Source organism: Extensimonas soli (assembly GCF_029211265.1).
Lineage (GTDB): Bacteria > Pseudomonadota > Gammaproteobacteria > Burkholderiales > Burkholderiaceae_C > Extensimonas > Extensimonas soli.
On the sequence record NZ_JARGEL010000019.1, the window covers coordinates 14,596 to 29,140 of the forward strand.

The following is a 14,545-nucleotide window of genomic DNA, read 5'->3' on the forward strand; positions in this document are numbered from 1 at the left end:
CCGACGATGTCACATACCCCGCCCACCCTTGCTCCGGGCCTGCGCAACGCCACGCTCGCCCAGGCCGCAGGCACTGTCTTGCGCGCTTCGCTGCTGCTGCCCGGCCTGGCCGCCCTGTCCGCACTCGCGCCACTGTCTGCCGGGGCCGAAAACGCCCCCGAAAAAACCACCATCGCCGTGAAATATGGCGACTACAAAGACTGGCAGCCAGGCTGGGACCGCGTCAAGGTCAAGGCGCCGCAGCTCTACGTGCAGGCCCCGATCGCAGGCGAATGGGCCGTGGAGGGCACGCTGGTCGGCGACAGCGTCTCCGGCGCCACGCCGCGCTGGTACACCGAGCGCTCGGGCGCCACGCAGCACATGAAGGACTACCGCAGGGCCGGCGACTTCAAGGTGACGCGCTATCTGCCGCGCGCGGCTTTTTCGGCCAGCGTGGCCTATTCCACCGAGCACGACTACATCTCGCGTGCCATCGGCCTCGAGGCGCGCTGGTCCAGCGACGACAACAACCGCACCTGGAACCTAGGTTTCGGCCATTCCAGCGACGTGATCGACAACAGCTCCAATGGCGTCAATACGGCGATCGACCGGCACAAGCGCACCAACGAGCTCATGGCCGGCGTCACGCAGGTGCTCACGCCCAACGACATTGCGCAACTCAACCTCACGCGCAGCGTGGGCGGCGGCTACTTCAACGACCCCTACAAGTCGTTCGACCTGCGTCCGTCGCAGCGCAACGCCTGGATCGCCCTGGCGCGCTGGAACCACTATCTGGAGCCCTTCAGGGCCTCGCTGCGCAGCAGTTACCGCTATTACCACGACAGCTTCGGCGTGAACTCGCACACGCTGGGGCTGGACTGGGTGCAGCCCGCGGGCGCGTGGACCTTCACCCCCGGCGTGCGCTACTACAGCCAGAGTGCCGCGCGCTTTTACGTCGATCCGGTGTTCACGTCGCAGGGGGCGGTGGACCTGAGCCCGCTGCTGGCGCTTTACGGGCAAAACCGCTTCGTGTCGGCCGACCAGCGCCTGGCGGCCTTCGGTGCCACCACCTTGTCGCTCAAGGCGGCCTACGCCTTCACGCCCGACCTGGTGGTCGACGCCAAGATCGAAAGCTACCGGCAATCGGCGGGCCGCCATCTGGGGGGCGGCGGCAGTCCGGGGCTGGCGCCCTTCAGCGCGCGCTTCATGCAGCTGGGTCTGACCTACCGCTTTTGAGGTGTTCATGGGCCGCTGGTGCACCTTGCGTTTCGAGTTCCAGGCCATGGCTTCGCCCTGCAGCCTGCAGCTGGACGGCCGCAACGAGCGCGCCATGCGGCAGGCGGCCCAGGCGGCGATCGCCGAGGTGCAGCGCATAGAGCAAAAATTTTCGCGCTACCGCACAGCCAGTGTCGTCAGCCATATCAACCGGGCCGCCGGGCAGGCAGCGGTGGAGGTCGATGCCGAAACCGCCGGCCTGCTCGACTTTGCCGCGCAGCTGTGGCAGGCCAGCGATGGCTTGTTCGACATCACCTCGGGGGTTTTGCGGCGCGCCTGGGACTTCCAGCGCTGCGTACCTCCTGATACCCAGGCCGTGCAGGCGCTGCTGCCCCTGGTGGGTTGGCAGCAGGTGGAGCGCAGTGGCGCGCAGGGCTGCAAAGTGCGCCTGGCGCGCTCCGGCATGGAACTGGACTTTGGCGGTTTTGGCAAGGAATACGCGGCCGACCGTGCTGCAGCCGTGCTGCAGCGGCACGGCATGACGCACGCTTTGCTCAACCTCGGCGGCGACTTGCATGCGCTGGGCGGGCGGGGCCTGCCGCAGCAACAGGATACCCCCTGGCAGATTGCCATTCAGCATCCCCGCCCCAGTCCAGAGCAACCGCAGGCGACGCTGGCCCTGCTGCCGCTTGCACGCGGCGGCCTGACCACGAGCGGCGATTACGAGCGCTTTTTCATTCATGAGGGGCGCCGGTATTGCCACATCCTCGATCCGCGCACGGGCTGGCCCGTGAGCCATTGGCGTTCGGTCAGCGTGCTGGCGGCCAACACCACGAGCGCCGGCGCGCTGTCCACCATTGCCATGCTCAAGGCAGACGGCGCGCTGCCCTGGCTGCAGGCGCAGGGCGTGCGCTACCTCGCAATGGACCAGAGCGGCCGATGCTGGTCCGATGGGCTTGCCATGCCGCCCATGACGTCCCCCCCGCCGCGCGGCTTGTGCGACGTCGCTGCCTCCCCTTGATGTTCCCCATTTTTCTTCAACCACCAGGAGCTATCCATGTACTTCAAGAATCCTACGTTTGCCCTTTCCTGTGTCGCGGCGGCGGCGCTGACCCTGACTGCCTGCGGTGGCGGAGGTGGCGGCACCGGAACAACAGCCACTCCGAAGGCCCTGAGCGCGACCGTCGTGGACGGGGTGATCAGCAACGCCTTGGTCTGCGTGGACAGCAACAGCAACGGCAATTGCGATCCGGGTGAAGTCCAGGGCCGCACCGGCAGTGACGGCAAGGTCACACTGCAGGTGCCCCCGGCGCAGGAGAATGCGCCGCTGCTCGCGCTGGTCGGCACGGATGCCGTCGATGCGGACACCGGCCCGGTGCTGCAGCCTTTTCAGATGAGCACCCCTGCAGGCCAGACCGTCATCAGCCCGCTGACCTCTCTGGTGCACCTCAAGATGACCACGCAGGGCAAGACCCTTGCCGACGCGCAGGCCGCCACGGCTCAGGCTTTGGGCCTGCCGCCCACCGCGGCCCCCATGGCGGACTATGTGGCCAAACGCGGCAGCGACAGTGACAGCCAGAAGGCGGGCATCCTGGCGCGCAGTGTCGTCCTTGCCTACACCCAGGCCTTGAAGAGCAAAAACCGCGACGACGCCTTGACCGAGGCCGAGCACCAGGTCAGCACGCAAAGGCAGCGCCTGGAAGACAAGCTCCAGGCAGGAGCGTCGTGCGCAAGCGGGCTCAGCCATGAGTGCGAAATGGAACTCGAAAACGAATTCCATGGCACGGCAGCCCCCGCACCAGCCCCCGCGCCAGCCCCAGCCCCAGCCCCAGCCCCAGCACCAGCACCAGCACCAGCACCAGCACCAGCACCGGCACCAGCACCAGCACCGGCACCAGCACCGGCACCAGCACCGGCACCGGCACCAGCACCGGCACCGGCACCGGCACCGGCACCGGCACCGGCACCGGCACCGGCACCGGCACCGGCACCGGCACCGGCACCCGCAACACCGGCGCAGCTTGGCAAACCCCTCTATTCGGCGAACTGCCAGGCTTGCCATGGCATGCCGCCGTCCTCCAACAAGATCGGCAACGGCGCCAACAATCCCACCGCGATTCAAAATGCCATCAACAACAACACCGGAGGCATGGGCATGTTTGCCGGCAAGTTCAGCACCGCCGACCTGACCAACATCGCGGCCTTCATCGCAGCCCCGTTCTGAGCGAAAATTGCTTCTTATTCAATAGCTTTCTGTGCACTACAGATAAGCGCAAGAAGCCAATATCACTTCTAGTTTCTTGCGCGTTATGCGTGGGCCTGCGCAACTGCGCAGGCCCACGCCCCGGCAGCGCAGGCCGGCTGGTTCTACACTGCGCGGTTGTTTTTCCGCGCCAGGGGCCTGTCGGACTTTGCGCTTCGAAAGGCGAAGATGCGTCGTTGAGACGCATTTGCAGCCGATGATTCCAAGGTCCGACAGGCTCTGGAGATTGCCAGACCATGCCTGCTTCCTCGAATCCCCCTGATTTTTCCTTTCCCTCCCCCCACGACACCCTGGCCCAGCGCAGCCTGCAGTACGTCTGGCACCCCTGCACGCAGATGAAGCAGCACGCAGGCCCGCGTGCGGTGCCGCTGGTGTCGATAGAGCGCGCCGCCGGCGTGTGGCTTTATGACTACCAGGGCCGGCGCATTCTGGACGCGCTGAGCTCGTGGTGGGTCAACCTGTTCGGGCACAGCCATCCGCACATCCAGGCGGCGCTGCGCGAGCAGCTTGCGCAGCTCGACCACGTGATGCTCGCGGGTTTCACGCATGCGCCCGTGGTGGAGCTGTCGCAGCGCCTGCACGAGCTGACCGGGCTGGGGCACGCCTTTTACGGCAGCGACGGCGCCTCGGCGACCGAGATCGCGCTCAAGATGAGCGCGCACTACTGGCGCAACGCCGGCCGGCCCGAAAAATGCCGCTTCGTCGGCCTGGCGGGCGGCTACCACGGCGAAACCGTGGGTGCGCTGGCCGTGACCGACATCGACATCTTCCGCACCGCCTACGCCCCGCTCGTGCGCCTGGGTGCCACCGTGCCCAGCCCCGACGCGCGCCAGGCGCAGCCAGGCGAGAGCGCCGCCGACGTGGCACGGCGCTGCGCGCGCACGCTCGAAGCCTGGCTTGCGGCGCACCATGCCGAAACCGCCGCGCTGATCCTCGAGCCGCTGGTGCAGTGCGCTGCCGGCATGGCGATGTACGACCCGCTGTACCTGCGCGAGGCGCGCGCGCTGTGCGACCGCTACGAGGTGCACCTGGTGGTCGACGAGATCGCCACGGGCTTCGGGCGCACGGGCAGCCTGTTCGCGCACCAGCAGGCGGGCATACGGCCGGATTTTCTGTGCCTCTCCAAGGGGATCACGGGCGGCACGCTGCCGCTGTCGGTGGTGCTCACGACCGACACGGTGTACGAGGCGTTTTACGACGACGCGGTGGCGCGCGGCTTCTTGCATTCGCACTCGTACACCGGCAACCCGCTCGCATGCCGCGCGGCGCTCGCGACGCTGGAGCTTTTTGCGCAAACTCAAGCCATAGCGCGCAACCAGGCGCTCGCGCAGCAGATCGGCACGGCGCTCGCGCCGCTCTCAGCGCATCCGCGCGTGCGCCATGCACGCCACCAGGGCATGATCTGGGCCTGGGACGTGCAAACGCGCCTGCCCGACTTCAGCCAGCGCCTGCACCACCACGCGCTCGCGCACGGCGTGCTGCTGCGCCCCATAGGGCATGCGCTCTACATCATGCCGCCCTACGTGATGGACGAGGAGGCGATCGACTGGCTCGCGCGCGGCGCGCTCGGTGCGCTCGAAGCCACGCTGGCCGAGGAGGGGCAGGTATGAACGGCGGCGCCAGCAAGGCTCCTGCAAGGTCCGAGCACGCTCCTGCTGTGCCTTCTGCGACTTCTGCGATTTCTACGGCCTCTTCACCTCCTGCGCCAGCGACATCGTTCGCCTGCTTCGTCACCGGCACCGACACCGGCGTGGGCAAGTCGCTGGTCAGCGCGGCGCTGCTGCGCGCGCTCGCGCGCCACTACCCGCGCGTGGTCGGCATGAAGCCCGTGGCCGCCGGCACTATTCATACGCCGCAAGGCCCGGCAAGCGAGGACGCGCTGCAGCTGCGCGCCGCCTCCACCGTGGCCGTGCCGCCTGCGCTCGACAACCCCGTGCTGCTGCCCGATCCGCTCTCGCCCCATTTGGCCGCAGAGCGCGCCGGCGTGCGCATCAGCGTGCCCGTGCTGCAGGCCAGCTACGAGGCGCTGTGCGAGCACGCCGATGCCGTGGTCGTGGAAGGTGCAGGCGGTTTTTTGGTGCCCCTGGCCGAGGATTGCACCATGGCCGACCTGGCGCAGGCGCTCGCCATTCCCGTGGTGCTCGTGGTTGGGCTGCGCCTGGGCTGCCTGAACCACGCGCTGCTCACGGCGCAGGCCATCCGCGCGTGCGGCCTGCCGCTCGCCGGCTGGGTCGCGAACCAGATCGACCCCGACATGGCCGCCGTGGAAGACAACGTCGCCTACCTGCGCCGCCACCTGGGCGCGCCCCTGCTGGGCCACATCGGCTATCTTGCGCAGCCGCAAAGCGCCGCCATAGAGCTGGCGCTGCCGACGGATTGGCTCTGCAGCAATGCCTTGCCGCTCTCGCGCCGCGGTGGTGGGAGGGGTTTATGATTTGGTGTCATTATTGATACCATTCGACGATGGCGGACGTCCTCAAGATTCTGGCGCAAATGCAGCGGGAGCCGGCCAATGTTCGGTTCGCAGACCTCCAGCATGTGTGCCGCCATTTCTTCGGGGAGCCACGCCAATCGGGAAGCAGCCACGCGATTTTCAAGACGCCATGGGCAGGAGACCCGCGGATCAACATCCAATCCGACAAAGGCAAGGCCAAGGCCTATCAGGTGAGGCAAGTGTTGTTGGCTGTCGAGAAGTTGAAAGGAATGCACCGTGACGGTTGATCACTACACCTATCGCGTCACTTGGTCGCCAGAAGATGGTGAATATGTCGGCCTTTGTGCCGAGTTTCCCTCCTTGTCTTGGCTTGCCCATACACCGGAAGCCGCCCTCCAAGGAATTCGGCGCATGGTCGCAGAATCCGTGGCCGATATGCGTGCGAACGGCGAAGAAGTCCCCGTGGCGCTCGCGGAGAAGCATTACAGCGGCGAATTCCGCGTTCGCGTTCCGCCCGAAGTTCATCGTGCTTTGGCCATCCAGGCTGCCGAGCAAGGGGTCAGCCTGAATCGCCTGGCAAGCGCAAAACTCGCAGCCTGATATCTATTTTGATAGCAAAAAACACTCCATAAAAACGCTGCTTGTGGCCACTATAAAAGCGCTAGAAGCTATGTTTAAAGAAGCAAAAAGCCAAAATTTCCATGCTCCTTCCGCAAAACCCGCTCGCTGCCGGTGAGCCCAGTAACCCAACTTCCTGGCTCGATGAAATCCCCGCGCACCTGGCCGAGATCGAGCGCGCGCAGCTGCGCCGCCAGCGGCGCGTCACTCAGCCCGGGCAGGGCGCGCAGCTGTGGGTCGATGGCACGCTCATGCTCGCCTTTTGCAGCAACGATTACCTGGGCCTGGCCACGCACCCCGCGCTCGCGCAGGCCGCGCGCGATGCGAGCTGGACGTATGGCGTGGGCGCGGGCGGCTCGCCCATGGTCAGCGGCCACAGCGTCGCCAACGCCGCGCTCGAGCAAGAGCTCGCCGCGTTTGTGCAGCTGCCGCGCGCGCTCTATTTCTACGCCGGCTATGCCACCAACACGGGCATCATCCCGGCGCTCGTCGGCCCCGGCGACGCCTTGTTCTCCGACGCGCTCAACCATGCCTGCCTGATCGACGGCGCACGCCTGTCGGGCGCGCAGATCCACCGCTACGCGCATGCCGACCTCGCGGCGCTCGAGCAGGCGCTCGCGCAGAGCACGCAGCGGCGCAAGCTCGTCATCAGCGACGCGGTGTTCAGCATGGACGGCGACGTGGCCGACATCCGCGCGCTGCTGGCGCTGTGCGAGCGCTACGACGCGCTGCTGCTGCTCGACGATGCGCACGGCTTCGGCGTGCTCGGGCCGCAGGGGCGCGGCAGCCTGGCCGAGGCCGGGCTCACAGGCGCGCAGGCGGCACGCCGCGTGCTCTACATGGCCACGTTGAGCAAGGCCGCGGGCGTGGCCGGCGCTTTCGTGGCGGGCGATGCGACGCTGATCGAATGGCTGCTGCAAAAGGCGCGCACCTACACTTTTGCCACGGCCGCACCCGCGCTGCTGGCCAACGCCTTGCGCACCAGCGTGCGCCTGATCGAACAGGGCGACGCGCTGCGTGTGCAGCTGCAGGCGCGCGTGGCCCAGCTGCGCGCGGGGCTGCTGCCGCTGTGCAACGCCGCCACGGGCTGGCGCCTGCTCGATGCGCGCACGCCCGTGCAGGCGCTCGTGATCGGCGACAACGCGCGCGCCCTGGCCGCTATGGAACGCCTGCGCCAGCAAGGCCTGTGGGTGCCCGCGATCCGCCCGCCCACGGTGCCTGCGGGCACCGCGCGCCTGCGCATTGCGCTCTCGGCCGCGCACACGGCGCAGGACGTGCAGCGGCTGGTCGATGCGCTCGCGGGCATTGCGCGGGCGGGTGGATAACGGGTTCCGACAAGGAGCTTGCCCCGCGGCACCGCGCGGCACCCTGCTGGCGCAGGCCTTGTCGGAAAACGAGCCCGATGGTTCTCACGGCGTGCCTACACGCGGTGAGATGGGCAGGAGGCGAAGCGGGGGAACTAGTGTAGTGTTCGACGCTATCTGCGACATAAAACCGCGTCTTTTCGGCCCGGGCCGCGTTGCAAATCCTCGCGATACCACCCGGTATCGCTGCGGTTTGCGCCTTGCCCAGACCAAAAATCCATCGGTTTTATTAGTCGCATCAGGCATCAAACACTACACTAGCAGCCTGTCGGACTTTGGGCGTCGATAGCGAGAATGGGCCCCAGCGAGGCCAGTTTTTGCCGGATTCGCCGCCCCATAGCGGGACTATGGGGCAAGAAGACGGTAAAAAATGGGCCGCTGCGGCACATTCGCAGCCGACGACTCCAAAGTCCGACAGGCTGCTAGTCAGCGGTTGCGACCACCCCCCGGCCCCATGCCGCCACCGGGCCCCATTCCTGCGCCTGGGCCCATGCCGCCGCCGCCGGGGCCCATGCCGCCGCCGCGCGCGGGCGGCTCGTCGGGAAGCGTCACGCCTTGCGCCTTGGCGCGCTCCTGCATGCGTTCATGGTGCTCCTTGCGCAGTTGCTCTCTTTCCTCCACGGTTTTGGCGGCCCGCATCTGGGCGCGGTAGGCATTGCGCTCCTGCTGCGTCATGAGCTGGCTGCCGTAGATGACGGGCTGCGGATCGGCCGCGGCGGCCAGTCCGGCAGTCAGGGACAGGGCGGCGGCGAGGGCACCGGTAATCCATGCTTTCTTGTGCATCACAAACTCCTGAAGATATCGGGTTGTTTCGTGGATGGCTGCAGTCGCCGCAACCCATTCGGCGAGGGCGCCTGGTGCAGTGTTTGATGCTTGATGTCGCAGAGAGCGTCGAACACTGCACAAGCTTCTTCCCGGTGGTCACGGGATGCGCCGCAATCCGGGCTTGTGGCAACCGGTCGGGGCATCCCGGCCGCATGGTAGTCCTTTTCCGCTTATTTCCGCGCACCGGCGCATGCCTTGGTCACGCCGGGCATACGGGGCGACAAAGCCGCGCCGCCGATAATCCCCCCATGTCCAGCCCCAAAATCCTGTTCGGCTTCCACGCCGTGGGCGTGCGTCTCAAGACCGCGCCCGAGTCCATCGTCGAGGTGTATTACGAGCCCACGCGCCGCGATGCGCGCATGCGGCAGTTTCTGGAGCGCGCGCGTGCCGCTGGCGTGCGGCTGATCGAGGCCGATGGTTTGCGCATCGCGCGGCTCGCTGGCACGCAGGGGCACCAGGGCGTGGCGGCGCGCGTGCAGCCGCTGGCGCAGGCGCGCTCGCTCGACGATCTGCTCGACGGCCTCGAAGCCGCGGGCGGCGCGCCGCCGCTGTTGCTCGTGCTTGACGGCGTGACCGATCCGCACAACCTCGGCGCCTGCCTGCGTGTGGCCGATGGTGCGGGCGCGCACGCCGTCATTGCGCCCAAAGACCACGCCGTGGGCATCAACGCCACCGTGGCCAAGGTGGCGAGCGGCGCGGCCGAGACCGTGCCGTATTTCATGGTCACCAACCTCGCGCGCACGCTCGGCGAGCTCAAGGAGCGCGCAATCTGGGTGCTGGGCACGAGCGACGATGCGCCGCAGTCGCTTTACCAGGCCGACCTGCGCGGCCCCACGGCGCTGGTGCTGGGCGCCGAAGGGCAGGGCATGCGCCAGCTCACGCGCAAGACCTGCGATGCGCTCGTGCACATTCCCATGCGCGGCGCGGTCGAGAGTCTCAACGTCTCGGTCGCGAGCGGCGTGTGCCTGTACGAGGCGCTGCGCCAGCGCTCGGCAAGCTGAGGCTCGCATTTCCCGCTGCGGGGCAGGGCGAAGTGCAGGTGAGGGCGCTGCGGGAAAGCCGAGCGCCCATGAACTCACACCCCTTCGGCGCTGTCCAGCGTCAGGTCTTCGAGCGCGTCGGGGTCGAGTTGCAACTGCGCGGCGCCTACCAGTTCCTGCAACTGGGCGACCGAGGTCGCACTCACGATCGGCGCCGTGATGGCCGGCTGTGCCATCTGCCAGGCCAGCGCGACCTGGGCGGGCGTGGCCTGGTAGCGTTCGGCCACTTCGTCGAGCGTGGCCAGGATGCGCAGGCCGCGCGGGTTCAGGTACTGCGCCACGATGCCCGCGCCGCGCGGGCTTTTCCCGGCGTCTTCGGCGCTGCGGTACTTGCCGGTCAGAAAGCCCGAGGCGAGCGCGTAGTAGTTGATCACGCCGATCTCATGTTCGAGGCAGATCGGGCGCAGTTCGTCTTCGAACACCGCGCGGTCGTAGAGGTTGTACAGCGGCTGCAGGCTTTCGTAGCGCGGCAGGCCCAGCGCGACGCTGGTTTCGAGCGCTTCGGCAAAGCGCGGCGCGCTGTAGTTCGAGGCACCGATTGCGCGCACCTTGCCCTCTTTGATCAGTGCGGCAAAGGTTTCGAGCGTTTCGGCCAGCGGTGTGTCGGGGTCGTCCTCGTGCGCTTGGTACAGGTCTATGTAGTCGGTCTGCAGGCGGCGCAGCGAATCTTCGACCGCGGCACGGATGTAAGCGGGACGCAGGCCTTGTCTGCCCGGCCCCATCTCCTTGCCGACCTTGGTTGCGAGCACGATGCGGTCGCGCTTGCCGCTTTGGCGCAGCCACTTGCCGATGATGGTTTCGGACTCGCCGCCCTGGTGGCCCGGTACCCAGCTCGAATACATGTCTGCGGTATCGACGAAGTTGAAGCCCGCATCGACCCAGGCGTCGAGCAGCGAGAACGAGGTGGCTTCGTCGGCCGTCCAGCCAAACACGTTGCCGCCGAAGCACAGCGGCGAAACCTGCAGGCCGGAGCGGCCCAGCGGGCGCAAAGGGGGTGTGGTCATGGCGATCTCCTTGGAGTGAAAACTATGGTGCGCTAGCAGCCTGTCGGACTTTGGGCGTCGATAGCGAGAAGGCGCCCCGGCGAGGCCAGTTTTTGCCGGATTCGCAGCCCCATAGCGGGACTATGGGGCAAGAAGACGGTAAAAAATGGGCCGCTGCGGCGCATTCGCAGCCGACGATTCCAAAGTCCGACAGGCTGCTAGCGTGGCCGCACATTGTTGCAGCAGATGCGGCTGGCGTGCATAGACCTTGCTCAAACCCAGCCCAGCGCGCCGAGCAAAGCGCCTGTGCCCAGCAGCCACAGCAGATGCAGCCGCGTGCGCCACACGAGCAAAGCGGACAGCGCGGTCAGCAGCCACAGCGGCCAGGCCTGCGCGTGGGCGCCGTGCGCGCTGCCAAGCAGCCAGGTCGTCGCGAGCAGCAGCCCGATCACCACTGGCGCCAGCCCCTGCTTGAAGGCGCGCACGCTGCGCCGCGTGTGGTTGCGCTGCGCCCAGCGCGTGGCCAGCCAGGTCAGCGTGGTGCTGGGCAGCAGCGTGCCGAGCATGGCAAGCAGCAGCCCCAAGGCGGCCAGGGCCCAGCGCTGCGCACCGGCGCCGCCCGCGTTCAGGCCCACGTTCCAGCCGAGCAGGGCGATGAACAGCAGATTCGGCCCCGGTGCGGCCTGCGCGATCGCGATCGAGGCGCTGAACTGCGCGTCGCTGAGCCAGCCTTGGCGCACGACCAGAAAACGGTGCATGTCGGGCGCCGTGCCGACCGCGCCGCCCACGGCGAGCAGCGACACCGAGGCGTAGTAGAGGAAAAGTTGCAGCCAGTCGGCGGGCTGCAGGTGCAGTAACGGGGCGCTCATGGCAGCACTTTCGCTTGCGCTTCTTCCGGCGCTTGCACTTGCGGCAGCTTGTGCCAGGTCAGCACGCAGGCCAGGCCGCCGAGCGTGGGCAGCAGCCAGACGAGCGGCCAATGCAGCCAGACCATGGCGGCGAAGGTGGCCGCCACGAACAGCCCGCACCACCACGGGCCCAGCGGGTGCGTGCGCAAGCTGCGCGCGAGCTTGAGTCCCGTGCCAGCGATCAGCCCTGCCGACACGGCGCCCATGCCGCGCAGCGCCCCTGCGACGGCGGGGTGCGCAGCAAAGTGTGCATACAGCACCGCCAGCACCAGCACGAGCAGCAGCGGAAAGAGCAGCATGCCCGTCAGCGCCGCGAGTGCACCGCGCAGCCCGAAATAGCGGTCGCCCACCATGAGCGCGAGGTTCACCACGTTGGGCCCCGGCATGATCTGCGCCACGGCCCAGCTCTCGACGAACTCCTCGGCGCTGAGCCAGCGCTTTTTCTCGACCAGTTCGCGCTGCACCACGGCCACCACGCCGCCAAAACCTTGCAGGGCCAGCCAGGTGAAGGACCAGAACAAATCGGCAGGATCGCGTGGGCGCGCAGACGCCGTCATGGAAAGCGAAGGGGAGTGCATCGATTCGTAATGAAATAAGCCTTTTGTCAAGGAATATCAAGCACAAGCAGCTATCAAAAATATACTTTCGAGAGCCCAGGCTTTGGACGTCGAAAGCGAGAATGTGCCCCAGCGAGGCCAGTTTTTGCCGGATTCGCCGCCCCATAGCGGGACTATGGGGCAAGAAGACGGTAAAAAATGGGCCGCTGCGGTGCATTCGCAGCCGACGATTCCAAAGTCCGACAGGCTGCTAGGCACTGCAAGCGCCTGCGAATGGTAAGCTGCTGCGGCGGACGACTTTGGGGCCGCGGTTTTTGCGTGCTGTGACGGGCGTGGTCATGGCGCACTGCATCTGGAGGAGACCGAGCGATGAAGCTGATCCGTTACGGCGCGCCCGGCGCCGAGCGCCCCGGGCTGGTCGATGCACAGGGCGTGCTGCGCGACTTGTCCATGCTGCTGCCAGACCTCGGGCCGGCGCAGCTCAGCCCGCGCACGCTTGCTGCGCTGGCCGCGATCGACGCGGGCCGCCTGCCTGCCGTGGAGGGCGAGCCGCGCCTGGGCTGCCCCGTGGGCGGCGTGGGCAAGATCGTCTGCGTGGGCCTGAACTACGCCGACCATGCCAAGGAGGCCGGCATGCCCATTCCGGCTGAGCCCGTGCTGTTCATGAAGGCCATCACCGCGCTCAGCGGCCCGAACGACCCGGTGCGCATTCCGCCCGGCGCGCAAAAAACCGACTGGGAGGTGGAGCTCGGCGTGGTCATAGGCACGCGCGCGAGCCACGTGCGCAAAGACACGGCGCTGCAGCATGTGGCCGGCTACGTGCTGGCCAACGACGTGTCCGAGCGCGCCTACCAGAGCGAGCGCGGCGGCCAGTGGGACAAGGGCAAGAGCTATGACAGCTTCGCCCCCATAGGCCCGTGGCTCGTGACCAGCGACGAGCTGCCCGACCCGCATGCGCTCGGCCTGTGGCTGGAGGTCAACGGGCAGCGCGTGCAGGACGGCAACACGCGCAACTTCATCTTCGACGTGCCCACAGTGCTGGCCTACATCAGCCAGTTCATGTCGCTCGAACCCGGCGACATCGTGCTCACGGGCACGCCGCACGGTGTGGGCCTGGGGCAAAAGCCCACGCCCTGGTTCCTCAAGCCCGGCGACGTGATGCGCCTGGGCGCCGCAGGGCTGGGCGAGCAGACGCAGACCTGCATCGCCGATTGACGCCGCCATCGGCGCTGCCCGCGCCGATGAAGGTGTTCAGAACTCGAACGCCACGGGCTCGGGGAAGCCGAGCAAGCGCGGCGCGTTGCAGTCCCAGGGCTGGCTGGCTTCGAAGCGGTTTTCGACCTGACGCACGAGCGTGAAGCGCATGATGGGCTCATCGCCGACGATGGCGCCCAGGCGCCCGCCGGGGCGCAGCTGGTCGAGCAGCCGCGCGGGGATTTCGCCCACCGAGCCGCTGAGCACGATGATGTCGAAGGGGCCCTCGGGCAAGGCGTCATGCGCGCCGTCGGCCACACGCACATGGGCGTTGCCGATGCCGGCACGCTGCAGGTTGCGGCGCGCGAATTCGGCGAGCTCGGGCACGATGTCGAGCGACACCACCTGTTGCGTGCAGCTGGCCAGCAGCGCCGCCATGTAGCCCGAGCCCGCGCCGACCTCGAGCACGCGGTCGCCGGGCTGGGGGCGCAGGTCTTGCAGCATGCGTGCCTCCACGCGCGGCGGCAGCATGCAGCGGCCCAGACGCAGCGCCTGCTCGGGCTCGCCGAGCAGCGGGATTTCGGTGTCCATGAACGCCATGGCGCGGTACGCCGGCGGCACGAAGTCTTCGCGGCGCACCTGTTCGAGCAGCGCCAGTACCTGCTCATCGAGCACATTCCACGGGCGCACTTGCTGCTCGATCATGTTGAAGCGGGCGCGGACGATGGGGTCGCCGGGGTTGGCAGTGGTGTTCAGGGGCAGGGTCATCAGGGGCTCCGAAGGAGGAGGGCAGACGTCGTGGCAGCATGCAGCTGCGTGGGGCGCGTGCCGAAAGATGCTGAGATTTTAGAGCCTTTGTTTTGGCCGATTGCCCATATTCCCGCCGTCGCAGTGCGCAGCAAGAAGGTGGCTCAATGGCTGCCTGCCGTTGCAGGCGGCTCGACGAGCGCGCGGTGGGCGCACAGGGCCTCTGCGACGATGGGCAGCAGGCCCGCACCGCCGGCGTCGAGGTGGGCAAGCAATTCCCGGCGCATGCGCGGCTCCCAGAATTTGCGCAGGTGCTGGGCGACTTCTTGCAGGGCTTGGTCGCGCGCGGGCATGGCCTCGAAAAAAGTGCCGATCTGGTTGGCCATGCGCAGCAGGTGGTGGATGTCCATGGTGCGGT

General features: G+C 67.4%; 17 protein-coding genes. 11 read left to right on the forward strand and 6 right to left on the reverse strand.

Annotated features, from left to right (window positions below):
* Positions 1 to 6 precede the first annotated feature (6 nt).
* The 8 genes from PYV55_RS09240 (at position 7) to bioF (ending at position 7,834) form a co-directional block, all read left to right on the forward strand.
* Positions 7 to 1,215: a DUF3570 domain-containing protein gene (locus PYV55_RS09240; protein WP_275850390.1), complete on the forward strand. Its 1,209-nt coding sequence runs from the start codon at positions 7 to 9 to the stop codon at positions 1,213 to 1,215.
* A gap of 7 nt (positions 1,216 to 1,222) precedes the next feature.
* On the forward strand, positions 1,223 to 2,215 hold the full coding sequence (locus PYV55_RS09245) for an FAD:protein FMN transferase (protein WP_275850391.1): 993 nt from the start codon (positions 1,223 to 1,225) through the stop codon (positions 2,213 to 2,215).
* A 36-nt stretch (positions 2,216 to 2,251) separates the two neighbouring features.
* Positions 2,252 to 3,418, forward strand: coding sequence for a c-type cytochrome (locus PYV55_RS09250; protein WP_275850393.1), 1,167 nt, complete (start codon positions 2,252 to 2,254; stop codon positions 3,416 to 3,418).
* A gap of 275 nt (positions 3,419 to 3,693) precedes the next feature.
* A complete protein-coding gene (gene bioA, locus PYV55_RS09255; protein WP_275850394.1) occupies positions 3,694 to 5,067 on the forward strand; it encodes an adenosylmethionine--8-amino-7-oxononanoate transaminase in 1,374 nt (457 codons plus the stop codon).
* Entirely contained in the window at positions 5,064 to 5,891 is an 828-nt protein-coding gene (bioD, locus tag PYV55_RS09260) for a dethiobiotin synthase (protein WP_275850395.1), read from the forward strand. Before bioA ends, bioD begins: the two co-directional genes overlap by 4 nt.
* Before the next feature lie 29 nt (positions 5,892 to 5,920).
* Positions 5,921 to 6,178, forward strand: coding sequence for a toxin HicA (locus PYV55_RS09265; RefSeq protein WP_275850398.1), 258 nt, complete (start codon positions 5,921 to 5,923; stop codon positions 6,176 to 6,178).
* Positions 6,168 to 6,491 carry a type II toxin-antitoxin system HicB family antitoxin gene (locus PYV55_RS09270; RefSeq protein WP_275850400.1) on the forward strand — a complete coding sequence of 108 codons (324 nt, stop codon included), beginning with the start codon at positions 6,168 to 6,170 and terminating at the stop codon, positions 6,489 to 6,491. Before PYV55_RS09265 ends, PYV55_RS09270 begins: the two co-directional genes overlap by 11 nt.
* A gap of 101 nt (positions 6,492 to 6,592) precedes the next feature.
* Positions 6,593 to 7,834 carry an 8-amino-7-oxononanoate synthase gene (bioF, locus tag PYV55_RS09275; protein WP_275850401.1) on the forward strand — a complete coding sequence of 414 codons (1,242 nt, stop codon included), beginning with the start codon at positions 6,593 to 6,595 and terminating at the stop codon, positions 7,832 to 7,834.
* Between the two features lie 465 nt (positions 7,835 to 8,299).
* Here the strand turns inward: bioF and PYV55_RS09280 are convergent, their stop codons facing one another.
* Complete coding sequence (locus PYV55_RS09280; RefSeq protein WP_275850402.1) at positions 8,300 to 8,656, reverse strand: hypothetical protein; 357 nt, start codon at positions 8,654 to 8,656, stop codon at positions 8,300 to 8,302.
* 290 nt (positions 8,657 to 8,946) lie between these two features.
* Between PYV55_RS09280 and rlmB the strand changes: the two genes are divergently transcribed.
* Entirely contained in the window at positions 8,947 to 9,699 is a 753-nt protein-coding gene (rlmB, locus tag PYV55_RS09285; RefSeq protein ID WP_275850404.1) for a 23S rRNA (guanosine(2251)-2'-O)-methyltransferase RlmB, read from the forward strand.
* 74 nt (positions 9,700 to 9,773) lie between these two features.
* Here rlmB and PYV55_RS09290 read toward each other — a convergent pair whose 3' ends face one another.
* The 3 genes from PYV55_RS09290 to PYV55_RS09300 form a co-directional block, all read right to left on the reverse strand.
* Positions 9,774 to 10,742 (reverse strand): aldo/keto reductase, encoded by a 969-nt coding sequence (locus PYV55_RS09290; protein ID WP_275850406.1) that lies wholly within the window; start codon positions 10,740 to 10,742, stop codon positions 9,774 to 9,776.
* A 251-nt stretch (positions 10,743 to 10,993) separates the two neighbouring features.
* Positions 10,994 to 11,590: a chromate transporter gene (locus PYV55_RS09295; RefSeq protein WP_275850408.1), complete on the reverse strand. Its 597-nt coding sequence runs from the start codon at positions 11,588 to 11,590 to the stop codon at positions 10,994 to 10,996.
* On the reverse strand, positions 11,587 to 12,186 hold the full coding sequence (locus PYV55_RS09300; RefSeq protein ID WP_275850409.1) for a chromate transporter: 600 nt from the start codon (positions 12,184 to 12,186) through the stop codon (positions 11,587 to 11,589). The genes PYV55_RS09295 and PYV55_RS09300 overlap by 4 nt, the downstream gene beginning before the upstream one ends.
* A 103-nt stretch (positions 12,187 to 12,289) precedes the next feature.
* Here PYV55_RS09300 and PYV55_RS09305 point away from each other — a divergent pair, with 103 nt between their 5' ends.
* Together PYV55_RS09305 and PYV55_RS09310 are read left to right on the forward strand one after the other, a co-directional pair.
* Positions 12,290 to 12,466 (forward strand): hypothetical protein, encoded by a 177-nt coding sequence (locus tag PYV55_RS09305; protein ID WP_275850411.1) that lies wholly within the window; start codon positions 12,290 to 12,292, stop codon positions 12,464 to 12,466.
* A gap of 89 nt (positions 12,467 to 12,555) precedes the next feature.
* Entirely contained in the window at positions 12,556 to 13,401 is an 846-nt protein-coding gene (locus PYV55_RS09310; RefSeq protein WP_275850412.1) for a fumarylacetoacetate hydrolase family protein, read from the forward strand.
* 36 nt (positions 13,402 to 13,437) lie between these two features.
* On the opposite strand, the gene PYV55_RS09315 is transcribed toward PYV55_RS09310, so the two are convergent.
* A complete protein-coding gene (locus tag PYV55_RS09315) occupies positions 13,438 to 14,148 on the reverse strand; it encodes a protein-L-isoaspartate O-methyltransferase family protein (RefSeq protein WP_275850413.1) in 711 nt (236 codons plus the stop codon).
* A gap of 143 nt (positions 14,149 to 14,291) precedes the next feature.
* Positions 14,292 to 14,537, reverse strand: coding sequence for a formate dehydrogenase subunit delta (locus PYV55_RS09320; protein ID WP_275850414.1), 246 nt, complete (start codon positions 14,535 to 14,537; stop codon positions 14,292 to 14,294).
* Positions 14,538 to 14,545 lie beyond the last annotated feature (8 nt).

Excerpts from the sequence above, each read along its gene's own strand:
- PYV55_RS09240 (WP_275850390.1), top strand. The coding sequence starts at position 7 with ATGTCACATACCCCGCCCACCCTTGCTCCGGGCCTGCGCAACGCCACG.
- PYV55_RS09245 (WP_275850391.1), top strand. The coding sequence starts at position 1,223 with ATGGGCCGCTGGTGCACCTTGCGTTTCGAGTTCCAGGCCATGGCTTCG.
- PYV55_RS09250 (WP_275850393.1), top strand. The coding sequence starts at position 2,252 with ATGTACTTCAAGAATCCTACGTTTGCCCTTTCCTGTGTCGCGGCGGCG.
- bioA (WP_275850394.1), top strand. The coding sequence starts at position 3,694 with ATGCCTGCTTCCTCGAATCCCCCTGATTTTTCCTTTCCCTCCCCCCAC.
- bioD (WP_275850395.1), top strand. The coding sequence starts at position 5,064 with ATGAACGGCGGCGCCAGCAAGGCTCCTGCAAGGTCCGAGCACGCTCCT.
- PYV55_RS09265 (WP_275850398.1), top strand. The coding sequence starts at position 5,921 with ATGGCGGACGTCCTCAAGATTCTGGCGCAAATGCAGCGGGAGCCGGCC.
- bioF (WP_275850401.1), top strand. The coding sequence starts at position 6,593 with ATGCTCCTTCCGCAAAACCCGCTCGCTGCCGGTGAGCCCAGTAACCCA.
- PYV55_RS09280 (WP_275850402.1), bottom strand. The coding sequence starts at position 8,656 with ATGCACAAGAAAGCATGGATTACCGGTGCCCTCGCCGCCGCCCTGTCC.
- rlmB (WP_275850404.1), top strand. The coding sequence starts at position 8,947 with ATGTCCAGCCCCAAAATCCTGTTCGGCTTCCACGCCGTGGGCGTGCGT.
- PYV55_RS09290 (WP_275850406.1), bottom strand. The coding sequence starts at position 10,742 with ATGACCACACCCCCTTTGCGCCCGCTGGGCCGCTCCGGCCTGCAGGTT.
- PYV55_RS09295 (WP_275850408.1), bottom strand. The coding sequence starts at position 11,590 with ATGAGCGCCCCGTTACTGCACCTGCAGCCCGCCGACTGGCTGCAACTT.
- PYV55_RS09300 (WP_275850409.1), bottom strand. The coding sequence starts at position 12,186 with ATGACGGCGTCTGCGCGCCCACGCGATCCTGCCGATTTGTTCTGGTCC.
- PYV55_RS09310 (WP_275850412.1), top strand. The coding sequence starts at position 12,556 with ATGAAGCTGATCCGTTACGGCGCGCCCGGCGCCGAGCGCCCCGGGCTG.
- PYV55_RS09315 (WP_275850413.1), bottom strand. The coding sequence starts at position 14,148 with ATGACCCTGCCCCTGAACACCACTGCCAACCCCGGCGACCCCATCGTC.
- PYV55_RS09320 (WP_275850414.1), bottom strand. The coding sequence starts at position 14,537 with ATGGACATCCACCACCTGCTGCGCATGGCCAACCAGATCGGCACTTTT.